Here is a 19,769-nt window from a genome sequence, read left to right on the forward strand (position 1 = left end):
CCATGTTCGGAAAGCGCGGAAGCGACACCCCCCGAGCCAGCGCGCCGCCGGCCGCCGTGGTCGCGGCCGCGATGCCCGAGCGTGCGCCCCCGCCGCCAACGGCCGTCCATACGCCGATCCCGCCCAACCAGCGGGTGGAAGCGCCCGCTCCCATGCGCGAGCGCGGCGAGAGCTACTATGCCACCAAGAGCAAGGTCTTCGCCGCGCTGATCGACACGATCGATCTGTCGCAGCTCGCCCGCCTCGAGACCGAGGCGGCGCGCGAGGAGATCCGCGACATCGTCAACGACATCATCGCGATCAAGAACTTCGCGATGACGATCGCCGAGCAGGAGGACCTGCTCTCCGACATCTGCAACGACGTGCTCGGCTACGGGCCGCTGGAGCCGCTCTTGGCGCGCGACGACATCGCCGACATCATGGTGAACGGCGCGCGCCAGACCTTCATCGAGGTCGCGGGCAAGGTGCAGGAGGCGGGTATCCGCTTCCGCGACAACCAGCAGCTCCTCAACATCTGCCAGCGCATCGTGAGCCAGGTCGGCCGGCGCGTCGACGAGACCTCGCCGATCTGCGACGCACGCTTGCCGGACGGCTCGCGCGTCAACGTGATCGCTCCCCCGCTCGCCATCGACGGCGCGGCGCTCACGATCCGAAAGTTCAAGAAGGACAAGCTCACCCTCGACCAGCTCACGAACTTCGGGGCCATCTCGCCCGAAGGGGCTGAGATCCTCCAGATCATCGGACGCGTGCGCTGCAACGTCGTGATCTCGGGCGGCACGGGCTCGGGCAAGACGACGCTTCTCAACTGCCTGACGCGCTACATCGACACCGACGAGCGCATCATCACCTGCGAGGACTCGGCCGAGCTCCAGCTCCAGCAGCCCCACGTCGTGCGCCTCGAGACGCGCCCGCCCAACATCGAGGGTGAGGGCGAGATCACCATGCGCGACCTCGTCAAGAACTGCCTGCGCATGCGACCCGAGCGCATCATCGTCGGCGAGGTGCGCGGACCCGAGGTCTTCGATCTTCTTCAGGCGATGAACACGGGCCACGACGGCTCGATGGGCACGATCCACGCCAATAGCCCACGCGAGTGCCTGAACCGCATGGAATCCATGATCGCCATGGGCGGCTTCACGCTGCCCTCGCGTACGGTCAAGGAGATCATCACGGGCTCGGTGGACGTGATCGTGCAGGCGGCGCGCCTGCGCGACGGCTCGCGCCGCATCACCCACATCACCGAGGTGATCGGCATGGAAGGCGACGTCATCACGACGCAGGACCTCTTCCTCTACGACATCCTCGGCGAGGACTCGCGCGGCCGCCTGATCGGACGCCACCGCTCCACCGGCATCGGCCGCCCGGCCTTCTGGGAGCGCGCCCGCTACTTCGGCGAGGAGCAGCGGCTCGCGCGCGCGCTCGACGCCGCCGATCCCGCTCGGGCGGCCGCGTCGTGATCGCGATCCTCTTCGTCGCCCTTGTCGCCTTGTCCTGCGGGGCGCTCGCCTTCGCGGTGCTGGAGCCGCGCCTTCAGGCCGAAAAGCACCAGCGCAACCGGTTCTCGCAGTTTGCGGTCACCGAAGGCGAGGCGGCCAACCGCCAGCTTGCGCGCGACCGCCTACAGGAGGTCGCCAAGCGGCGACGCACCATCCAGGCCTCGCTGGACGAGCTCGACGCCAAGAACCGCAAGCGCGACAAGCACGTGCGCAAGCTCTCGCTCGAGCGCCAGATCGCGCAGGCCGGCTTCCACTTCTCGGTGCGCAGCTTCTGGCTCGGCAGCGCGGGCCTCGGCGTCGTGGCGTTCCTGGTCGCTCTCGTGATGGGAGCAGGGCTTCTGATCGGCGCGGGCATCGCCCTGTCGGCGGCCTTCGGCCTGCCCCGCTGGATCCTGTCCATGCGCCGCAAGCGCCGCCAGGCCCGCTTCTCCGACGACTTCGCCAACGCGGTGGACGTGATCGTGCGCGGCATCCGCTCCGGCCTTCCGTTGACCGACACGCTGCGCATCGTCGCCAACGACACACCCGAGCCGGTTTCCACGGAGTTCCGCAACATCATCGAGGCCCAGCAGATGGGCCTGGGTATCGCGGAAGCGGTGGAGCGCCTCTACCAGAACATGCCGCTGCCCGAGACGAACTTCTTCGCGATCGTCATCACGATCCAGAGCCAGGCCGGCGGCAACCTCGCGGAAGCCCTGTCGAACCTGTCGCGCGTGCTGCGCGAGCGCAAGAAGATGAAGGCCAAGATCCAGGCCATGTCGATGGAGGCCAAGGCGTCCGGCGGCATCATCGGCGCCCTGCCGCCGATCGTGGGCATTCTGGTCTACCTGACGGCGCCCGAATACATCTCGGTGCTCTTCTCGACGACGCCCGGCAACTTCATCCTGGCAGGCTCCGCGCTGTGGATGAGCATGGGCGTCTTCGTGATGCGCCAGATGATCAACTTCGACTTCTGATCGGCACGAGAGGCCCTCATCATGGATGCCGTGCTCCGCTTTCTGGGCGTGTCCGGCGAGACGGCGCTCGGCCTTCTCGTGGCGGTGGCGGTCTTCGCCACGCTCGTGACCGTGGCCTTGCCGCTCCTCACGGGCCGCGAGCTCAAGACGCGTATGCGCGCCGTCGCCCTGGAGCGCGACCAGGTCCGGGCCCGCGAGCGGGCGCGCATGGCGAGCGAGCGCGACGGCAAGGGGCGCGGGCTGCGCCAGGAGTCCGCCCAGGGCTTCGCCGCAACCGTCGTCGAGAAGCTCGACCTTCGCAAGGCGCTGGCGGACGAGGCGACGCTCACCAAGCTGCGGGTCGCGGGCTTTCGCTCCCAGCGCGCCCTCACGCTCTTCCTGTTCTGCCGCGTGGCGCTGCCGCTGGTCTTCCTGCTTCTGGCCGTCTTCTACATCTTCGGCCTCGGCGTCCTCGCCTCGAAGCCCTTCTTCTTCCGGATGCTGGTCTGCGTGTTTGCGGCCTATGCCGGCTTCTACGCGCCGATCATCTATGTGCGGAACGTGGCGGCCAAGCGCGCGCAGTCGATCGGCCGCGCCTGGCCGGACGCGCTGGACCTGCTCCTGATCTGCGTGGAGTCGGGCAATTCGATCGAGGCCGCCTTTCGGCGCGTCGCCGACGAGATCGGCATCCAGTCTGTGCCGCTCGCCGAGGAGCTGGTGCTGGTCTGCGCCGAGCTTTCCTACCTGCCGGAGCGCCGGCAGGCCTACGAGAACCTGACGAGCCGTACCGGGCTGGAAAGCGTGCGCTCCGTTTGTACCGCGCTGATCCAGGCCGAGCGCTACGGCACGCCGCTCGGCGTCGCCCTGCGCACCATGAGCCAGGAAAGCCGCGACACGCGCATGAATCTCGCCGAGAAGAAGGCCGCCGCCCTGCCGCCCAAGCTCACGGTCCCGATGATCGTGTTCTTTCTGCCGGTCCTGTTCGCGGTGATCATCGGCCCGGCGATCATTCAGATCATGGCGCTGCCCTGAAAACCGGGAGCGCCGGCCAACGTCAGCCGCGCTCGGCGCGCAGCTCGCTCCAAGTGTTCTTCTGGCCCAGCATCTGACGCAGATACGCGACGTTGCCCTTGGCTTCCTCGGGCGACAGCACCGCCGAGGCGATGCGCTCGGCCTCCTCGAAGCGGCCCTGCAGCCCGACCACCAGCGCCAGGTTCTGGCGCACGCGCACGTCGGCGCCGGGCTGCTTCACGGCGCGCGACAGCGCGTCTTCGGCGGCCGGCAGCTCGTTCGACAGGAGGTAGCTCATGCCGAGGTTCGACAGGACCGAGGGTTCGTCCGGCTGGATCACCAGCGCCCGGCGGAACTGCGCGCGGGCGGCGTCCTTGCGTCCCAGCTGATCGAGAATCGCGCCTTCCGCCGACAGGAGCCGCCAGTCCGGCCGGTCCGGGGTCTGGGCGCGCCGCACCGTTTCCAACGCCTTGGGCAGGTCGCCCGCCGCCGCCAGCGCCTTGCCGTAGGCGGCCAGGACATCGCGGTCGGTCGGATGCTTGATCGCGACCTGCTGCATCACGGCGAGCGACTGCTCGTTGCGGCCCGCCGCCTGCAGCGCCGACGCGTAGGCTAGACCCGTGCCCCGGTCGTTCGGATTCTTCTCGTAGGCCGCGCCATAGACCTTCTCGGCCGCTTGCGGGTCGGTGGCGATCAGCGAGGCGGTTTCGGCGGAGGGCGGGCTGGCCGGCGCGGAGGCGGGCGTCACCGAGCCCGTGGTCATGCGCGAGGTCTGCGTGCAGCCCGTCAGGAGAACCGCGGCCAGAACCGCCAGCGCGCCCGCACCGCTTGCACGCACGGGGGAGCGGGGGTAGGCCAGACGACGTCGTCCGCTCGTCTCGGGCTGGGCGGGGACGGCCGTCACGCGGGTCTCGGGCAAGGTTCGCATCGCTCGTTCTTCTCTCGGCCGGTCCGTCAACGGGCGGCATCGGGGCGACCCTAGAAACCCAACCTTGACGCGCCCTTGATCCTCTGAAGGACAGACAACATGACGATTGCCGAGCGCCTGCTGTCCGACCCGTCCGACACGCGGCCCGTTTATCCGGTCTTCGAGGGCGGTCTGGAGGCGCTGCCGGAGAGCGCGCGGGTCTGGGCCGAGGCGAACGGCTTCAAGGCGAGCCCCGGCGCGCTTCTCGTCCTGCCGGGCGAGGACGGGCGTCCCGGCGGTGCGGTTCTGGGGCTCGGGCAGGGGTCTGCGGGCCCCGAAACGGCGATGCTGGCGGGCGCACTGGCCCAGCTGCCGGCCGGAGCCTGGCGCCTGGACACGGTGGGCCTCGACGCCGAGCTTGCGGCGCTCGCCTTTCTTCTCGGCGGCTACCGTTTCGAGCGCTACGTGAAGCCGGCCGATCCCGACCGGGCGCCGCGCCTCCACGTGACCGCGCTCGCCTCGCGCGAGGCCGTCCTGCAGGCCGCCGAGGCGATCGTCCGCGTGCGCGACCTCGTCAACACGCCCACCAACGACCTCGGACCGGACGGGATCGAGGCTGCCGCGCGCGACCTGGCCGAACGACACGGAGCAGGCATCGAGGTGACGGCGGGCGACGCGCTCCTGCCCGGCTTCCCGCTGATCCATGCCGTCGGGCGCGCGAGCGCGGTCGCGCCGCGCCTGATCGACATCCGTTGGGGTGAGCCGGGCGCGCCGCGCGTCACGCTGGTCGGCAAGGGTGTCGCCTTCGACACGGGCGGCCTCGACATCAAGCCGGCGTCCGGCATGCTTCTCATGAAGAAGGACATGGGAGGCGCCGCCAACGTCCTCGGCCTCGCCTCCATGGTGATGGCCGCCGGGCTGCCGGTGCGCCTGCGCGTGCTCGTGCCGGCGGTCGAGAACGCCATCTCGGCCAACAGCTTTCGTCCCGGCGACATCCTGCGCTCGCGCCAGGGCGATACGGTGGAGATCGGCAACACCGACGCCGAAGGCCGCCTGATCCTGGCCGACGCCCTCTCGCTGGCCGGCGAGGAGGAGCCCGAGATCCTCGTCGACATGGCGACGCTGACGGGGGCGGCGCGCGTGGCGCTCGGCCCCGAGCTTCCGCCCTTCTACACCGACGACGAGGCGCTGGCCGACGAGATCGCGGCCGCCAGTGCGGCTGTCCACGATCCGCTCTGGCGCCTGCCGCTCTGGCGTCCCTACGCCAAGGCGCTCGCCTCCAAGATCGCCGATACCAACAACGTGACGGCGGACGGCTTCGCGGGCTCGGTCACCGCCGCGCTGTTTCTCCAGCGCTTCGCGGGCGGGGCGAAGGCTTGGGTGCATTTCGACGTCTACGGCTGGCGGCCGCAGGCCGGGCCGCTGGGGCCTGCCGGCGGCGAGGCGCAGGGCATCCGGGCGTTGTTCCGGGTGCTCGCCGCGCGCTATCCCGCGCCCCGAGGCTAGCGGGACGCCGTGGTCGAGATCCGGCCCGCCCAGGCGCTTCGGCTCCTTCATCGCACGGCGCTCGCGCAGTCGCACGAGGCCGGGCCGGATCTCACCTTGCGCCAGACCGCGATCCTCCTCACCATCTATCTCGAGCCCCCGCCCCACACGGTGCGCGGACTCGCCGAGCGGCTTGGCGTGCGCAAGCCCGTGATCACGCGGGCGCTCGACACGATGGGCCGGATGGACCTCTTGGAGCGCCGGCGCGACCCCGCCGATGCCCGCGTCGTGCTCGTTCGTCGAACCGTGAAGGGAAGCCTCTACGTGAGCCACATGGCCGATCGTCTCGTCGCGGAAGCGGGAGCCCTCAACCGATGACCGCGCTCGATCCCCGCCTCAACGCCATCCGGCCGGACCTCGCCGACGCGCGCCTGCGCGGGCAGATCGAGGCCCGGCATTTCGCGGACGGGCGCGTTGCCACGGTGCGCACGCCGTTCGCCGACCTACGCCGCCGCGCGGGCTCCGATCAGCCGCTGGAAACGCAGGCGCTCTTCGGCGAGGCCGTGCGCGTCTTCGAGGAGGATGAGGAGGGCTGGAGCTGGGTGCAGCTCGAGCGCGACCGCTATGTCGGCTGGATGCCGAGCGCCTCGCTCGTCGACGGCGCCTCGCCCGAGCCGACGCACCGCGTCCGCGTATCGCGCACGCTGGTCTTCCCGGGACCCGACATCAAGCAGCCGCCCATGCACGACCTGCCGCTGGGCGCCATGGTCCGCGTGAAGGGCGAAGCCGAGGACCGCAACGCGCGCTACGCCCTGATCGAGCCGTTCGGCGCGGTGGTGCTGCAGCATCTGGAGCCTGCGGATGCCGTCGCCCCGGACGTCGTGGCGGTGGGCGAGCTCTTCATGGGCGTGCCGTATCTTTGGGGCGGCAAGTCGGCGCTGGGTATCGACTGCTCCGGGCTCGTCCAGCTGGCGCTGGCGCAGGCCGGCATCGAGGCGCCGCGCGATACCGACCTTCAGTTCCGCGACCTGGGAACCGCGCTTCCCGAGGGAGCGCGCCTGCAACGCGGCGACCTCGCCTTCTGGCCGGGCCATGTCGGGATGATGCTGGACGGGGAACGCCTGCTCCACGCCAACGCCCATCACATGATGACGGCGGTCGAGCCACTTGCCGAGGCGATCTCGCGCACAGGTGCCAAAGGCACGGCGTTCCTCGGTCTTAAGCGTCTCTGAGGGCGCCGGACCTCAGTAGCCCGCGCGCCGGTCCACCACGTGCCGCAGCGGCTCGCCGCGGCGGTGGGCGGCGATCTGCTGGGTGATCAGGGGCGCGAGCGCCGCCGGGTCCGAGGAGGCGGCGGCATGCGGCGTCACGAAGACGCGCGGGTGGCGCCAGAGCGGGCTGTCCTGGGGGAGGGGCTCGCGCTCGAACACGTCGAGCGAGACCTCCATCAGACGGTTGTCGTTGAGCGCGCGCAGGATCGCCGAGTCGCGCTGCAGGGCGCCGCGACCCGCGTTGATGAGAATCGGCGTGCCGAGCGGCGTTTCGCGCTTGAGGCGCGACAGGAACTCGTCGTCGATCAGGCCGCGCGTCTCGGCCGTCAGGGGCAGGAGCACGACCAGGATATCGGAGCGCGTCAGAACCTCGGACAGGCCCTCCTCGCCGTGGAAGGTCTCGACGCCCTCCACCTCGCGCGGCCCCCGGCTCCAGCCGATCACGGGAAAGCCCATGAGGCGAAGCTTGGCGGCCGCGTCGCGGCCGAGCTCGCCAAGGCCGAGAACGCCCACCGTCACCTCGGCGGCGGCCGGCTGGCGCCGCTCGTTCCAGATGCGCGCGGCCTGCTGCGCGCGGTAGGTCGCGCCGCGCCGCAGGTGGTCGAGCACGCGCCACACGACGTACTCGCTCATGCGGTTGGTAAGGTCGGGGGCGACGATCCGCACCACCGGCACGGAGGGCGGGACGGTGCGGTCGGCTAGGATGTGGTCGACGCCCGCCCCAAGCGAGAAGATCGCCTCGAGGTTCGGCAGCTCCGACAGGACGCTCGGCGGCTGGCGCCACACCACGGCGTAGCGGATCGTCTCGTCGCGCGAGGACGAGGGCCTGAGGACGATGGTCTCGCTGGGTGCGGCGCGCAGCATGGCGTCGCGCCAGCGCGTCGGGTCGAAGCCGGTGACCGAAAGAAGGATGCTCATTCTGCGCCTTGCGTCGTCAGCGTGTCCTGGAGAAGCCGCGCGCGTTCGCGGCCGTGGCGCGCGAACCAGTGGGTCGCGCAGAGAAGAAAGCCGTTCTCGATCGCTCCGGCATCGGCCGCCTCGACCAACGCATCGACCGGCGCGAGAAGCGGCAGGATGTCCTCGTGCTCCGAGGCGAGGCCGGCCGAGCCGGCAAGGTTCGATGCGTCCACCAGCGCGAGAAAGAAGGTGATGCGCTCGTCGGTAAGGCCGGGCGAGGAGAGCATGGAAAACAGCTCCGAGACCGCCTGCGCCTCAAGCCCGGTCTCCTCGCGCAGCTCGCGCGCGGCGCTGTCCTGCGTCGCCTCGCCGTCGTCCACGAGCCCGGCCGGCAGCTCCAGGGGGGCCGCGTGGGGGGTGGCCAGCGCGGCGCCGATGCGGAACTGGCGGATCAGGACGAGCGCGTCGAGCGCGGGGTCGTAGGGCAGGATCACCGCCGCGCGACCGCCCCGCATCACCTCGCGCCGCACCTCGAGCGGCTCGCCCTCGGCCAGACGCTCGTGCCGGATCTCGATCCCGTCCACCGGCCGGAAGCCGTCGAAGACGCGCGGTTCGTTCGTGATCGTGAAGTCGAGCGGCTGATCCTCCAGCCGGCGCCGGTAGAGGCTCACGAGCCGATCCCTTCCGCGGAGGCCGCCTCGATGCGGAAGGCCGCCGCCATCAGGGCACGCGTGTAGTCGCTTTGCGGCCGCTCGAAGATCGCCTCGGCGGAGCCACGCTCCACCACCTCGCCGCCGCGCATGACGATCACCTCGTTGGCCAAAGCCCGGACCACCTTGAGGTCGTGGCTGATGAAGAGATAGGCGAGCTGGTGCTTCTGCTGCAGCTCGCGCAGGAGATCGACCACCTGCGCCTGCACGCTCATGTCGAGCGCCGAGGTCGGCTCGTCCAGCATCACGAAGCGCGGGTTCAGCACCATGGCGCGGGCGATCGCCACCCGCTGGCGCTGGCCGCCGGAGAACTCGTGCGGGTAGCGGAAGCGCGTGGCGGGATCGAGCCCGACCTCCTCCAGCGCCGCGACGACGCGCCGGTCGCGATCCGCCGCCGACAGCGAGCGGTGGTGGACGCGCAGCCCTTCCGCGATGATCTCGCCCACCGGCATGCGCGGCGAGAGCGAGCCGAACGGGTCCTGGAAGACGATCTGCATGCGTTCGCGCAGCGCGCGCAGATCGCCCGAGCGCTTGTCGTCGATCCGCTCGCCCTCGAACAGGATCTCGCCCTCGCTCGCGATCATGCGGGTGAGAGCGAGGCCGAGCGTCGTCTTGCCGGAGCCGGACTCGCCGACCACGCCCACGGTCTGGCCGGCGCGCACCTGGATGTCGATGCCGTTCACCGCGCGCACGTGGTCGGTGACGCGGCGAAGCAGCCCCGTGCGCACCGGAAACCAGACCTTCACGCCGCGCCCTTCCATGACGACCGGCGCGTTCGCGTTGGCGGCGGGCGGGCGGCCCTTGGGCTCGGCCGCGAGAAGGTGCCGCGTGTAGGGATGCTGCGGGTTGGCGAAGATCTCGGCGGTCGGGCCGGTCTCGACGATCTCGCCTTTCGTCATCACGCAGACCCGGTCGGCAATGCGCCGGACGATGCCGAGGTCGTGGGTGATGAACAGGAGACCCATGCGGCGCTCGCGCTGAAGCTTTTTCAGGAGCTCCAGGATCTGGGCCTGGACCGTCACGTCGAGCGCGGTGGTCGGCTCGTCGGCGATCAGAAGGCGCGGCTCGTTGGCGAGCGCCATTGCGATCATGACGCGCTGGCGCTGGCCGCCCGACAGCTGGTGGGGATAGGCGCCGAGCCGCTTCTCCGGGTCACGGATGCCGACCTGGTGAAGAAGCTCCAGCGTGCGGGCGCGCGCGGCCGAACCCGACAGGCCGCGATGGACGCTCATCACCTCGCCGATCTGCCGCTCGATCGTGTGGAGCGGGTTGAGCGAACTCATCGGCTCCTGGAAGATCATCGAGATCTGGTTGCCGCGCACGCGCCGCAGCGCCGCCTCGTCGGCATGGAGAAGGTCGGTGCCCTCGAAGCGCACCGTCCCGCCCGGATGGCTCGCGGCGGGATAGGCGAGCAGCCGCAGGATCGAGAGCGCCGAGACCGACTTGCCGGAGCCCGACTCGCCGACCAGCGCCACGGTCTCGCCCTCGCGGATCGCGAAGGACACGCCCTTCACGGCCAGGCTCGTGCGCCCTTCCGCGCGGAAGGCGACCTGCAGGCCCTCGACGCTGAGGAGCGGCGGCGCGGCGGGGGAGGCGAGGGATGGGCTCAAGGGCGGCTCGACGTCTCAGGCGAAGCGGGGCGGGGCGGCGTGTGCATGGCCGTGCTCGTGGTCATGGTCGTGACGGCCGCCGGCGTGATGATGGTGATCGTGCCCGTCGTGGGCGCGGGTGGTGCCGCCGGCGCAGGCGTCGCTCCCCGCATCCGCACAGGCGCCGCGCTCGATCTCCACGGTCGCGTGGCCGATCGCGAAGCGCTCGCGAAGCTCGGTCTTGATGCGCACGACCGTATCCTCCGCGGCGCCGTCCGCGACGCAGGCATGAAGGGTCGCGGCCCGGCGCTGGGGCGTCAGCATCCAGACATGGACATGGTGGACGTCGGCGACGCCCGGAACGCTCGTCTCGAGATGCCGCGCCACGGCCGGGCCGTCGACGCCGGCCGGCGCGCCCTCGAGAAGGACGTGCGCGGACTGGCGCACGAGCCGCGCGGCATTGCCGAGGATCAGGAGGCAGACCAGCACCGAGAGGATCGGGTCGATCGGCGTCCAGCCGGTGGCGAAGATGACGATCGCAGCCAGGATCGCCGCGACCGAGCCGAGGAGGTCGCCGAGAACGTGGAGCAGCGCGCCACGCAGGTTGAGGTCCTCGGCGTCGCCCCCGTGCAGGGCGAAGAAGGCGCCGATGTTGACGAGGAGTCCGGCAATCGCGACCGCGAGCATGGGGCCGGCCAGGACCGGCGCGGGATCGGCGAGCCGCTCCCACGCCTCGTAGAGGATGAAGCCGGCGATCGCGAACAGGACGAGCCCGTTGGTGTAGGCGACGAGCACCGAGAAGCGGTCGTAGCCGAACGAGCGCCGCGCGTCGGCCGGCCGCCGGGCGAGGCGCGCGGCAAACAAGGCGAGCAGCAGCCCCGCGAAGTCGACCAGCATGTGGCCGGCGTCGGCCAGAAGCGCCAGCGAGCCCGACAGCCAGCCGCCCGCCGCCTCCACCACCATGAAGACGCCGGTGAGCCCCGCCGCGATCAGGAGCCGACGTTCGCTCGCGCCGTGGGCGTGATCGTGGTGATCGTGACCGTGGCCGGAATGATCGTGGGCGTGGTCGTGCTGGCTCATGGGGTCACCCGAAGCTCTTGCGGGGGTCGAAGGCGTCGCGCACCGCCTCGCCGACGAAGACGAGGAGCGACAGCATCAGGCTGAGCACCACGAAGCCGGAGATGCCGAGCCAGGGCGCCTGGAGGTTGTTGCGCCCCTGCGACAGGAGTTCGCCGAGCGAGGGCGAGCCCGGCGGCAGGCCGAAGCCGAGGAAGTCGAGCGAGGTCAGCGTCGAGATCGAGCCGTTCAGGATGAAGGGCAGGAAGGTCAGCGTCGCGACCATGGCGTTGGGCAGGAGGTGGCGGCCCATGATGGTCCAGTCGCCCACGCCCAGCGCGCGGGCCGCGTTGACGTACTCGAAGTTGCGCGCTCGCAGGAACTCGGCCCGCACCACACCCACGAACGCCACCCATGAGAAGAGCAGCATGATGCCGAGCAGGATCCAGAAGCCGGGCGGCAGGATCGCGGCGACGATCAGAAGGAGGTAGAGAACCGGGATCGAGCTCCAGATCTCGATGAAGCGCTGGAAGACCAGATCGACCCAGCCCCCGAAATAGCCCTGCACGGCGCCCGCGAAGACGCCGATCACGGCGCTCGCCGCAGTCAGGATCAGGCCGAACAGCACCGAGATGCGGAAGCCGTAGATCAGGCGCGAGAGCACGTCGCGCGCCTGATCGTCGGTGCCGAGCCAGTTGTAGTTGCCGAAGGTGCAGTTGGGATCGCCGACGCCCCCGGGATAGCGCGCGCAGAGCTCCTCCTTGGAGAAGGTCCAGGAGGGCGGCGAGGGGGCGGGCGAGGGGATCTCGTTGTTGACGCTGTTGTAGCTGTAACGGATCAACGGCCAGAGCGCCCAGCCGTTCGCGGCGATCTCGTTCTGGATGAAGGGATCGCGATAGTCGGTGACCGGCAGGAAGCCGCCGAACACCTCTTCCGGATAGTCGCGGAAGACCGGCGTATAGTACTCGCCCTTGTAGGACACGAGGATCGGCCGGTCGTTGGCGACGAACTCGGCGCCGAGCGTGACCACGAAGAGCGCGAGAAAGATCCAGAGCGACCACCAGCCGCGCCGGTGCGCCTTGAAGTTGCGCCAGCGCCGCTGGTTGAGCGGCGACAGGCGTGGCGGCCGCGTGACGAGGGCGGGCGGCGCCATCTGCGCAAGGCCGCCGCTATCGGCCTGCGCTTGCGCCTCCACGACGGTTTCGGGCGTCCGGTCGTGGTGCAGGCGATCCTCGCGCGGGCTGTCGGGGGTGCGGTCCGCCATGGTCAGGAACCCCGCCGCTCGAAGTCGATGCGCGGATCGATCCAGGTGTAGGTGAGGTCGGAGAGGAGCGTCGTCAGGAGCCCGATCAGCGAGAAGATGTAGAGGGTGGCGAAGACCACGGGATAGTCGCGCTTGTAGATGCTCTCGAACGAGAGAAGGCCCAGTCCGTCCAGCGAGAAGATGGTCTCGATCAAAAGCGAGCCAGCGAAGAAGGCCGAGATGAAGGCGCCGGGAAAGCCCGCCACGATGATCAGCATGGCGTTGCGGAAGACGTGGCCGTAGAGGACGCGCCGCTCGGTCAGGCCCTTGGCGCGGGCGGTGGTCACGTACTGCTTGCGGATCTCGTCGAGAAACGAGTTCTTGGTCAGCAGCGTCGTGGTGGCGAAGGCCGAGAGCGAGAGCGCGACGAGCGGCAGCGCGAGGTGCCAGAAGTAGTCGACGATGCGCTCGGGCCAGGAGAGCTGCGCCCAGTTGTCGGAGGTGAGGCCGCGAAGCGGGAACCAGTCGAGGAACGAGCCGCCCGCGAACAGGACGATCAGGAGCACCGCGAACAGGAAGCCGGGGATGGCGTAGGCGACGATGATGATGCCGCTCGTCCAGGTATCGAAGCGCGAGCCTTCCCGGAGCGCCTTTCGGATGCCGAGCGGAATCGAGATCGCGTAGGACAGGAGCGTGATCCAGAGGCCCAGCGAGATCGAGACCGGCAGCTTCTGCCAGATCAGGTCGACCACGGTCGCGTTCGAGAAGAAGCTCGTGCCGAAGTCGAAGCGCGCGTAATTCCAGATCATCTCGCCGAAGCGCTGCAGCGGCGGCTTGTCGAAGCCGAACTGCTGCTCGAGCCGCTTGATGAACTCGGGGTCGAGACCCTGCGCACCCCGGTAGCTGGAACTCTCGCCCGATGCCGCCACCGCGTCGCCGCCCCCGCCGCCCAAACGGTCGCCCGCGCCGCCCTGACCCTGAAGCGAGGCCACCACGCTTTCCACCGGTCCGCCGGGCGCGAATTGGATCACCAGGAACGACACCGCCATGATGCCGAACAGGGTCGGGATCATTAAAGCCAAGCGTCGAAGGATATAGGCGGCCATAGAGGGTTCCGTGTGGGGGCCGGAGCGAGCGAGGACCCGTCAGGCCCGGCCGATCGCCCGGGCCTTCGCCTCGTCGTACCACCAGAGCCGTTCCGCCGGAAACCCGTAATCGGGCTTGGTGGCCGGGCGGCCGAACATGTCCCACCAGGCCATGGCGTGCCCCTGCGCATGGATGTTCGGGATCCAGTCGAGCCGGGAGCGCAGGACGCGGTCGAGGCAGCGCATCGCCACGTCGAGCTCGGGCCTCGTCCTCGCCTCGCCAATTCTCGTCAGAAGCGCGTCGACAGCGGGATCGGCCATGCCGGGATAGTTGTAGGAGCCGTTCCGCTCGCGCGTGTCCGACCCGAAGAAGAGCGACAGGCTTTCGCGCGTCGGCGTGCCGTTCAGGGAGAAGCGCGCCAGCACCATGTCGAAGTCGAAGCGGTTCAGCCGGTCCTGGTACTGCGAGGCGTCCACCACGCGCATCGTGGCGTCGATGCCCAGAAGCCGCATCGTCTCTACCATCTTGCCGTAGACGCGGGCCTGCTCGGGGTCGTTCAGCATGTATTCCAGCGTGAAGCGCTCGCCGCTCGCATTGACGAGCGCGCCGCCCGAGCGCGTCCAGCCGGCCTCGGCAAGAAGCTTCGACGCCTCCTGCAGGAGCCGGCGGTCACGGCCCGACCCGTCCGACACGGGCTGGCGCCACACCTCGCCGAAGACCTCGGGCGGCAACTGCGTGCGCAACGGCTCCAGGATCGCGAGTTCCTCGGGCGAGGGGGTGCCGGCCGCCACGTAGGTCGAGAGCTGGAAGGGCGAGTCCGAGTGCTCGCGCAGGCCGAACAGGAGGTTGGCGTTGGTCCACTCGAAGTCGAAGCACAGGTTGATCGCGCGGCGCACGCGTGCGTCGGCAAAGCGCGCGCGGCGCTGGTTCAGTGCCCAGCACTGGAAGTTCGGCCACTTCTCCTCGGGCAGGATGTCCTTCACGACCCGCCCCTCGCGCACGGCCGGAAAGTCGTACTCGTTGGCCCAGGCGCGCGTGGTGAACTCCTCGCGCAGCGTCGTGTCGCCCTTCTTGAAGGCCTCCAGCGCGGTCTGCCGGTCGCGGAAGAACTCGACGCGGATCGTCCCGAAATGGTCGAGCCCGCGCTGGAACGGCATGTCGCGCGCCCAGTAGTCCTCGCGCCGCTCGTACTCGACGAAGCGTCCGGCAATGAAGGCGCCGATCCGGTAAGGGCCGGAGCCGGGGATCGGGTCGAAGCCGCCTTGGGTGAACGGGCGGTTCGCAAAGAAGCTCGCCGGCACCACGGGCAGGGACAGCGTGGCGAGCGCCGTCGGCAGGGTCTGCCGGCCGGAGAACCGAAGGACCACGGTCCGCTCGTCCTCGGCCGTCGCCTCCTCCAGCTCGGCCAGGGCGACCAGAAGGCTCGGATGCCCGTCCCGCTTCATGGATGTGTAGGAGAAGGCGACGTCGGCCGCCGTGACGGGCTCGCCGGTCGAGAAGCGCGCCTGCGGCCGCAGGCGGAAGCGGAACGTGTTCTCGTCGCCCGAGACCGTGACGCTGTCCGCCAGCTGCCCGTAGAGCCCGTCCGGCTCGTCCAGCGAGCCCACCATCAGCCCGTCATAGAGGTATTCTATGCGCGGCGGGGCGTTGCCCTGCAGGACGAAGGTGTTGAACGTATCGAACGTGTCCGGCGCCTGGTTCAGGATCCAGGACGGCACGGTGAAGACGACGCGCCCGCCCTTCGGCGCATCCGGCGTCGCGTAATCGAAATGCGGGTAGTCCGGGCCGTAGCGCAGGTCCCCGAAGGCCGAGAGTCCATGAAGCGGCGTGTCCTTCGCAAGCGCCGCGAAGGCACGGGGGGCCAGCGCGCCGGATGCCAGCGCACTGAGCGCCAGCTGGCCGAAGCCGCGACGGGTGAAGAGGACGCTCACGGGCGCGCAGCCGGGGCGCTGGCCGGGTCGGGCTCACCGGCAGCCGCCGCGTCCGCTGGCGTGTTGACGGCGACCTCGCCCTTCACCCACCAGGAATAGGGGTCGATGCCCTGGTAGGCCGGACCCTTCTCGGGCATGCCGAACTTGTCCCACCACGAGAGCCAGATCTCGGGATTGTGGTACTGCGGCACGACGTACCAGTTCCACAGGAGCGTGCGGTCGAGCGCATGGGTCGCGGCGACCAGCGTGTCGCGGTCGGGCGCGTAGATCACCTTGTCGATCAGGGCGTCCACCGCCTCGTTGCGGATGCCCGGCGTGTTGCGGCTGCCGGGCTGGGTGGCGGCGCGGCTCGACCAGAAGTCGCGCTGCTCGTTGCCGGGGGACAGCGACTGGGCGAAGAGGTCGGTGACGACGTCGAACTCGAAATTCGTGACGAGCGCCTGATACTGCGAGGCGTCCACGATGCGCGTGGTGGCGAGGATGCCGAGCCGGCGCAGCTGGTTGGCGAAGGGGTCGATCACGCGGCTGGCGGACGGGTCGGCCGCAAGGAACTCGATCGTGAAGGGCCTTCCCTGCGCGTCGACGAGGCTCGAACCCTTGCGCGTCCAGCCGGCCGCCTGCAGGAGTTCGAAGCTGCGTCGCAGCGTGTCGCGCTCGGCCCCCGGCTTGCTGTAGTCCGGCAGCGTATAGGGGGTCGTGAAGACCTCCGGCGGCAGCTTGTCGCGCAGCGGCTCCAGCAGCGCCAGCTCGCGTCCCTCGGGCAGGCCGGACGAGGCCAGCTCGGAGCCCTGGAAGTAGCTCGTCGTGCGCCGGTACAGCCCGTAGAAGAGCGAGCGGTTCATCTCCTCGAAGTTGTAGGCGAGCGTGATGGCCTGGCGCGTGCGCGGGTCGGCGAACTTTTCGAGGCGCGTGTTGAGCACGAAGCCCTGCATCGGCTCGCCGGTCTCGGACGGGAAGGCGCCCTTCTTCACGCGGCCGTCCGCGGCGGCGGGGAAGGTGTAGCCGGTCGCCCAGCGCCCGGCCGAGTTCTCGAGGCGATAGTCCTGGTAGCCGCCGCGCTTGTAGGCCTCCCAGGAGGCGCTCTGGTCGCGGAAGTAGGTGTAGCGGATCGTATCGTAGTTGTAGCGGCCCCGGCGCGGGCCCTTGTCGGCCGCCCAGTAGTCCGCGACGCGCTCCCACTCGATCACGGATCCCGGCTGGAAGCTCTTGACCCGGTAGGGTCCCGAGCCGACCGGGATCTCCAGCGTCGGCTGCGTGATGTCGCGCTTCTTTCCGCTCGCGTCGGTTCCCTCCCAGAAGTGCCTGGGCAGCACCACGAGGTCGCCCATGATGTTGGGAAGCTCGCGGTTGCCGGTCTGGTCGAAGCGGAACGTGACCTCTTGGCTGCCCGTCACCTCGGCCGCCGTCACGCTGCGATAGTAGTTAGCATAGAGCGGCGAGAGCTGCGTGACGGTCTGGAAGCTCCAGACGACGTCCTCGGCCGTGATCGGCTGCCCGTCCCCGAACCGTGCGGCGGGATCGATGCGGAAGGTGACCGAGGAGATGTCGGCGGGATAGCGCAGGGCTTCGGCCACGAGCGCATGGGCGACACCCGGCTCGTCGGTGGATTGCTCGAGCAACGTGTCGTAGGCGATGCCGCCGCCGAACGCCGCAAAGCCCGCCGCCGGCGTGCCGCGCACGGGAAAGGGGTTGAAGCTGTCGAACGTGCCGGGCGCCGATAGGCGCAGCGTCCCACCCTTCGGCGCGTCGGGGTTGACGTAGTCGTAATGCGAGAAGCCGTCGGGATAGCGCGACGGGCGGATCAGGCCGTTGGACGTGTGCCATTCGCCTGCGGCCGGCGCGGCGGCGGTCGCGGTCCCCGGAGCCGACGCCTCCTGGGCCATCGCGACCTGCGAGGCGGCGGACAGAAGAAGCGCGGCGACAAAGGCGAGGCGGATCGGGCGAGGGTCCAAGGGCTGGGATCTCCGGCGGAACGCATGGGGCGGCCCCGGCCGGTCGAAGGGCACGGGGTGGCGCCCCCCGAAGGTAAAGACGCCGGCGCCTCTGTCCACCATTGATGCGAAACGGGGCCGGACATCGCTGTCCGGCCCCGTTCAAGATGCTGCGATGTCGCGTGCGTCGCCTTACTGCGCGGGCTGCGTCGCCGGTGCGGCGGGTGCGGCCGGCGTCGCTTCCGGGGCGGCGGGCGCGGCGCCCGGAGCGGGCGCGGGCTGGGCGGCGGGGTTGCCGTTCGCGCCATCGGGCTGGACACCGGTCGGGGCCGGCGCGGGAGCCGCGCCGGACGCTGCCGGCTGCTGCGCGGGCTGCGGCGGCTCGGGGGCCTGCGGGGGTGCCGAGCCGGCATTGTCGCCGGTGGCGGGAACCTGGCCCGTCAGCGGCGCGGTGGGCGCACCGCCCGTGGCGGGATCGGTGGTTCCGGCGCCCTGCGGCTGCGACACCGGGTCGCCCGGCAGGGCGGTCGAGGTCGAGGTGGCGGGCGCGGTCGGCTGCGGCGCCTGGGCATTGCCTTCGGCCGGTGCCTGACCGGCGGCCGGTGCCTGACCCTCAGCCGGTGCCGCGCCTTCGGCCGGCGCTGCGCCTTCCGCGGGAGCCGCTTCGGCGGTCGCGCCGGCATCAGGCGCGGGCAGGGCCGGCGGGTTGTCGGAGAGCGTGCGCAGGTAGGCCAGGAGGTCGGCGCGCTCCTGGTCCTTGGGCAGGCCGGCGAAGCCCATGGCCGTGCCCTTGATGTACTGCTTGGGGCCGTGCAGGAAGTGGTTCAGGTGATCCCAGTCCCAGACCACCGACTGGCCCTGGCTGAACTCGGTCATCGCGGCCGAGTAGCTGAAGCCCTCGTGGCTGGCGATCGGTCGGTTCACGATGTCCCAAAGATCGGGTCCGACCTTGTTGGGGCCGCCCTTCTCGCCGGAATGGCAGGCCTGGCAGCGCTTGAAGATGCCCGCGCCCGCGTCCGCGTTGGCGCTCGCCATGATCTGGCCGACCGGGGTCACCTCGTTGCCGGGCGCGGGAGCCGCCGCGCCGCCGGCGGCCGGCTCGGCCGCCTGGATCGCGTAACCGGGCTGCTCGGGCGCCTCGGAATGGAAGAGCCCCTCCGCCACCAGACTGCCGCCGAACAGCACGAACACGGTGCCCAGGAGGGCACCGAAGATCTTGTTGGCCTCGAATGAATCCATGGCGATGAGGAGGCTCCGCTGCGGCCGCTGCGAACCCCTCCCGAGGCGGCCGGCCGTTCAAACAAACACGCGCGGGCGTTACGGCCTTTTGCCGGGGGGCGGCAAGACCTATAAGCCCGCGAAGCTGGAAGCGTTCTGACATTGTGATCCGTTGCGATCAAGCGTCCGCTCGCCACAGCCCCGCCAAATCCCGTCGCCTGCCCCAGAAGTTTCGGGCCGGGCGCGCGAGCCCTCCTGTCCCGCGTCGGAAGAACCGCCCATGTCCACGCTCGTCCTCGTGCCGGCCCGCATCGCCTCGACGCGCCTGCCCGGCAAGCCGCTGGCCCCGATCCATGGCCGCCCGATGATCGTCCACGTGGCCGAGCGCGCGCGCGAGGCCGATGTCGGGCGCGTCGTGGTGGCGACCGATTCCCAGGACGTGCTGGAGGCGGTCCGCAGGGCGGGCTTCGAGGCGGTGATGACGCGCACCGACCATCCGTCGGGCTCGGATCGCATCTTCGAGGCGCTGCGCCTCGTGGATCCCGAGGGCCTCGTGGACACGGTGGTGAACCTGCAAGGGGACCTGCCCACCGTCGAGCCCGAGACCGTGCGCGCGAGCCTGCGCGCGCTCGCCGATCCGGCCTGCGACATCGGCACGGTGGTGGTGCCGATTGAGAACCGGCGCGACCGCGAGGATCCGAGCGTCGTGAAGGCGGTTCTGGCCGGCGCGGGCGAGGGCGATGCGCCGCGCCGCGCCCTCTACTTCACGCGGGCGACGGCACCCACGGGCGAGGGGCCGCTGTTCCACCATGTCGGCATCTACGCCTACCGCCGCGCGGCGCTGGAGCGCTTCGTCGCCCTGCCGCCGGGCGCCCTGGAGCGCCGCGAGACGCTGGAGCAGCTGCGCGCGCTGGAGGCGGGCATGCGGATCGACGCCTGCGTGGTGGACGCCGTGCCGCTCGGCGTCGATACGCCGCGCCAGCTGGCCGAGGCGCGGCGGCTC

Annotated in this window: 16 protein-coding genes and 1 pseudogene; 7 read left to right on the forward strand and 10 right to left on the reverse strand. The window is 70.3% G+C overall.

Translation table 11 applies throughout. From position 1 onward, the window contains the following. Positions 1-2 precede the first annotated feature (2 nt). From BLQ76_RS18385 to BLQ76_RS18395, 3 genes are read left to right on the forward strand one after another with little or no spacing between them, the layout of a single operon-like run. Positions 3-1,457 (forward strand): TadA family conjugal transfer-associated ATPase, encoded by a 1,455-nt coding sequence (locus BLQ76_RS18385; protein WP_090676405.1) that lies wholly within the window; start codon positions 3-5, stop codon positions 1,455-1,457. Continuing rightward, the gene (locus tag BLQ76_RS18390; protein ID WP_090676407.1) at positions 1,454-2,452 is read left to right on the forward strand and encodes a type II secretion system F family protein; all 999 of its coding nucleotides are present in this window, start codon (positions 1,454-1,456) and stop codon (positions 2,450-2,452) included. Before BLQ76_RS18385 ends, BLQ76_RS18390 begins: the two co-directional genes overlap by 4 nt. 21 nt (positions 2,453-2,473) lie before the next feature. Then, positions 2,474-3,463, forward strand: a complete 990-nt coding sequence (locus BLQ76_RS18395) for a type II secretion system F family protein (protein WP_090676408.1) — start codon at positions 2,474-2,476, stop codon at positions 3,461-3,463. Positions 3,464-3,485: 22 nt separating this feature from the next. On the opposite strand, the gene BLQ76_RS18400 is transcribed toward BLQ76_RS18395, so the two are convergent. Beyond that, complete coding sequence (locus BLQ76_RS18400; RefSeq protein ID WP_170842658.1) at positions 3,486-4,370, reverse strand: tetratricopeptide repeat protein; 885 nt, start codon at positions 4,368-4,370, stop codon at positions 3,486-3,488. A gap of 99 nt (positions 4,371-4,469) precedes the next feature. Between BLQ76_RS18400 and BLQ76_RS18405 the strand changes: the two genes are divergently transcribed. From BLQ76_RS18405 to BLQ76_RS18415, 3 genes are read left to right on the forward strand one after another with little or no spacing between them, the layout of a single operon-like run. Next, positions 4,470-5,855, forward strand: a complete 1,386-nt coding sequence (locus tag BLQ76_RS18405; RefSeq protein WP_090676410.1) for a leucyl aminopeptidase family protein — start codon at positions 4,470-4,472, stop codon at positions 5,853-5,855. A gap of 9 nt (positions 5,856-5,864) precedes the next feature. Then, positions 5,865-6,212 (forward strand): MarR family transcriptional regulator, encoded by a 348-nt coding sequence (locus BLQ76_RS18410; protein ID WP_090676411.1) that lies wholly within the window; start codon positions 5,865-5,867, stop codon positions 6,210-6,212. Then, a complete protein-coding gene (locus BLQ76_RS18415; protein ID WP_090676413.1) occupies positions 6,209-7,066 on the forward strand; it encodes a C40 family peptidase in 858 nt (285 codons plus the stop codon). Before BLQ76_RS18410 ends, BLQ76_RS18415 begins: the two co-directional genes overlap by 4 nt. A 12-nt stretch (positions 7,067-7,078) precedes the next feature. On the opposite strand, the gene BLQ76_RS18420 is transcribed toward BLQ76_RS18415, so the two are convergent. The 9 genes from BLQ76_RS18420 to BLQ76_RS22750 all read right to left on the reverse strand — a co-directional run bounded on the left by BLQ76_RS18420 (position 7,079) and on the right by BLQ76_RS22750 (position 18,787). Next, a complete protein-coding gene (locus BLQ76_RS18420) occupies positions 7,079-8,023 on the reverse strand; it encodes a 2-hydroxyacid dehydrogenase (protein WP_090676414.1) in 945 nt (314 codons plus the stop codon). Next, complete coding sequence (locus tag BLQ76_RS18425) at positions 8,020-8,673, reverse strand: NUDIX domain-containing protein (protein ID WP_090676416.1); 654 nt, start codon at positions 8,671-8,673, stop codon at positions 8,020-8,022. The genes BLQ76_RS18420 and BLQ76_RS18425 overlap by 4 nt, the downstream gene beginning before the upstream one ends. Continuing rightward, positions 8,670-10,322, reverse strand: coding sequence for an ABC transporter ATP-binding protein (locus BLQ76_RS18430; RefSeq protein WP_090676418.1), 1,653 nt, complete (start codon positions 10,320-10,322; stop codon positions 8,670-8,672). Before BLQ76_RS18430 ends, BLQ76_RS18425 begins: the two co-directional genes overlap by 4 nt. 15 nt (positions 10,323-10,337) lie before the next feature. Further along, the gene (locus tag BLQ76_RS18435) at positions 10,338-11,381 is read right to left on the reverse strand and encodes a cation diffusion facilitator family transporter (protein ID WP_090676419.1); all 1,044 of its coding nucleotides are present in this window, start codon (positions 11,379-11,381) and stop codon (positions 10,338-10,340) included. Between the two features lie 4 nt (positions 11,382-11,385). Then, entirely contained in the window at positions 11,386-12,510 is a 1,125-nt protein-coding gene (locus BLQ76_RS18440; RefSeq protein ID WP_090676473.1) for an ABC transporter permease, read from the reverse strand. Between the two features lie 113 nt (positions 12,511-12,623). Beyond that, on the reverse strand, positions 12,624-13,706 hold the full coding sequence (locus BLQ76_RS18445; protein ID WP_090676421.1) for a microcin C ABC transporter permease YejB: 1,083 nt from the start codon (positions 13,704-13,706) through the stop codon (positions 12,624-12,626). 39 nt (positions 13,707-13,745) lie between these two features. After that, positions 13,746-15,617: an extracellular solute-binding protein gene (locus BLQ76_RS18450; protein WP_090676422.1), complete on the reverse strand. Its 1,872-nt coding sequence runs from the start codon at positions 15,615-15,617 to the stop codon at positions 13,746-13,748. Continuing rightward, positions 15,614-17,500 (reverse strand): extracellular solute-binding protein, encoded by a 1,887-nt coding sequence (locus tag BLQ76_RS18455; RefSeq protein ID WP_090676474.1) that lies wholly within the window; start codon positions 17,498-17,500, stop codon positions 15,614-15,616. Before BLQ76_RS18455 ends, BLQ76_RS18450 begins: the two co-directional genes overlap by 4 nt. 240 nt (positions 17,501-17,740) lie before the next feature. Then, positions 17,741-18,787 carry a c-type cytochrome gene (locus BLQ76_RS22750; RefSeq protein ID WP_090676424.1) on the reverse strand — a complete coding sequence of 349 codons (1,047 nt, stop codon included), beginning with the start codon at positions 18,785-18,787 and terminating at the stop codon, positions 17,741-17,743. A gap of 259 nt (positions 18,788-19,046) precedes the next feature. On the opposite strand from BLQ76_RS22750, the pseudogene BLQ76_RS22595 reads away from it, so the two are divergent. Further along, positions 19,047-19,763 (forward strand): annotated as a pseudogene (locus BLQ76_RS22595) (3-deoxy-manno-octulosonate cytidylyltransferase); the annotation flags it as partial. Between the last annotated feature and the right edge of the window lie 6 nt (positions 19,764-19,769).

The organism is Aureimonas jatrophae (assembly GCF_900104035.1).
GTDB classification, from domain to species: Bacteria; Pseudomonadota; Alphaproteobacteria; order Rhizobiales; family Rhizobiaceae; genus Aureimonas; species Aureimonas jatrophae.

Excerpts from the sequence above, each read along its gene's own strand:
- BLQ76_RS18385 (WP_090676405.1), top strand. The coding sequence starts at position 3 with ATGTTCGGAAAGCGCGGAAGCGACACCCCCCGAGCCAGCGCGCCGCCG.
- BLQ76_RS18395 (WP_090676408.1), top strand. The coding sequence starts at position 2,474 with ATGGATGCCGTGCTCCGCTTTCTGGGCGTGTCCGGCGAGACGGCGCTC.
- BLQ76_RS18400 (WP_170842658.1), bottom strand. The coding sequence starts at position 4,370 with ATGCGAACCTTGCCCGAGACCCGCGTGACGGCCGTCCCCGCCCAGCCC.
- BLQ76_RS18405 (WP_090676410.1), top strand. The coding sequence starts at position 4,470 with ATGACGATTGCCGAGCGCCTGCTGTCCGACCCGTCCGACACGCGGCCC.
- BLQ76_RS18415 (WP_090676413.1), top strand. The coding sequence starts at position 6,209 with ATGACCGCGCTCGATCCCCGCCTCAACGCCATCCGGCCGGACCTCGCC.
- BLQ76_RS18420 (WP_090676414.1), bottom strand. The coding sequence starts at position 8,023 with ATGAGCATCCTTCTTTCGGTCACCGGCTTCGACCCGACGCGCTGGCGC.
- BLQ76_RS18435 (WP_090676419.1), bottom strand. The coding sequence starts at position 11,381 with ATGAGCCAGCACGACCACGCCCACGATCATTCCGGCCACGGTCACGAT.
- BLQ76_RS18440 (WP_090676473.1), bottom strand. The coding sequence starts at position 12,510 with ATGGCGCCGCCCGCCCTCGTCACGCGGCCGCCACGCCTGTCGCCGCTC.
- BLQ76_RS18445 (WP_090676421.1), bottom strand. The coding sequence starts at position 13,706 with ATGGCCGCCTATATCCTTCGACGCTTGGCTTTAATGATCCCGACCCTG.
- BLQ76_RS18455 (WP_090676474.1), bottom strand. The coding sequence starts at position 17,500 with ATGGCCCAGGAGGCGTCGGCTCCGGGGACCGCGACCGCCGCCGCGCCG.
- BLQ76_RS22750 (WP_090676424.1), bottom strand. The coding sequence starts at position 18,787 with ATGGATTCATTCGAGGCCAACAAGATCTTCGGTGCCCTCCTGGGCACC.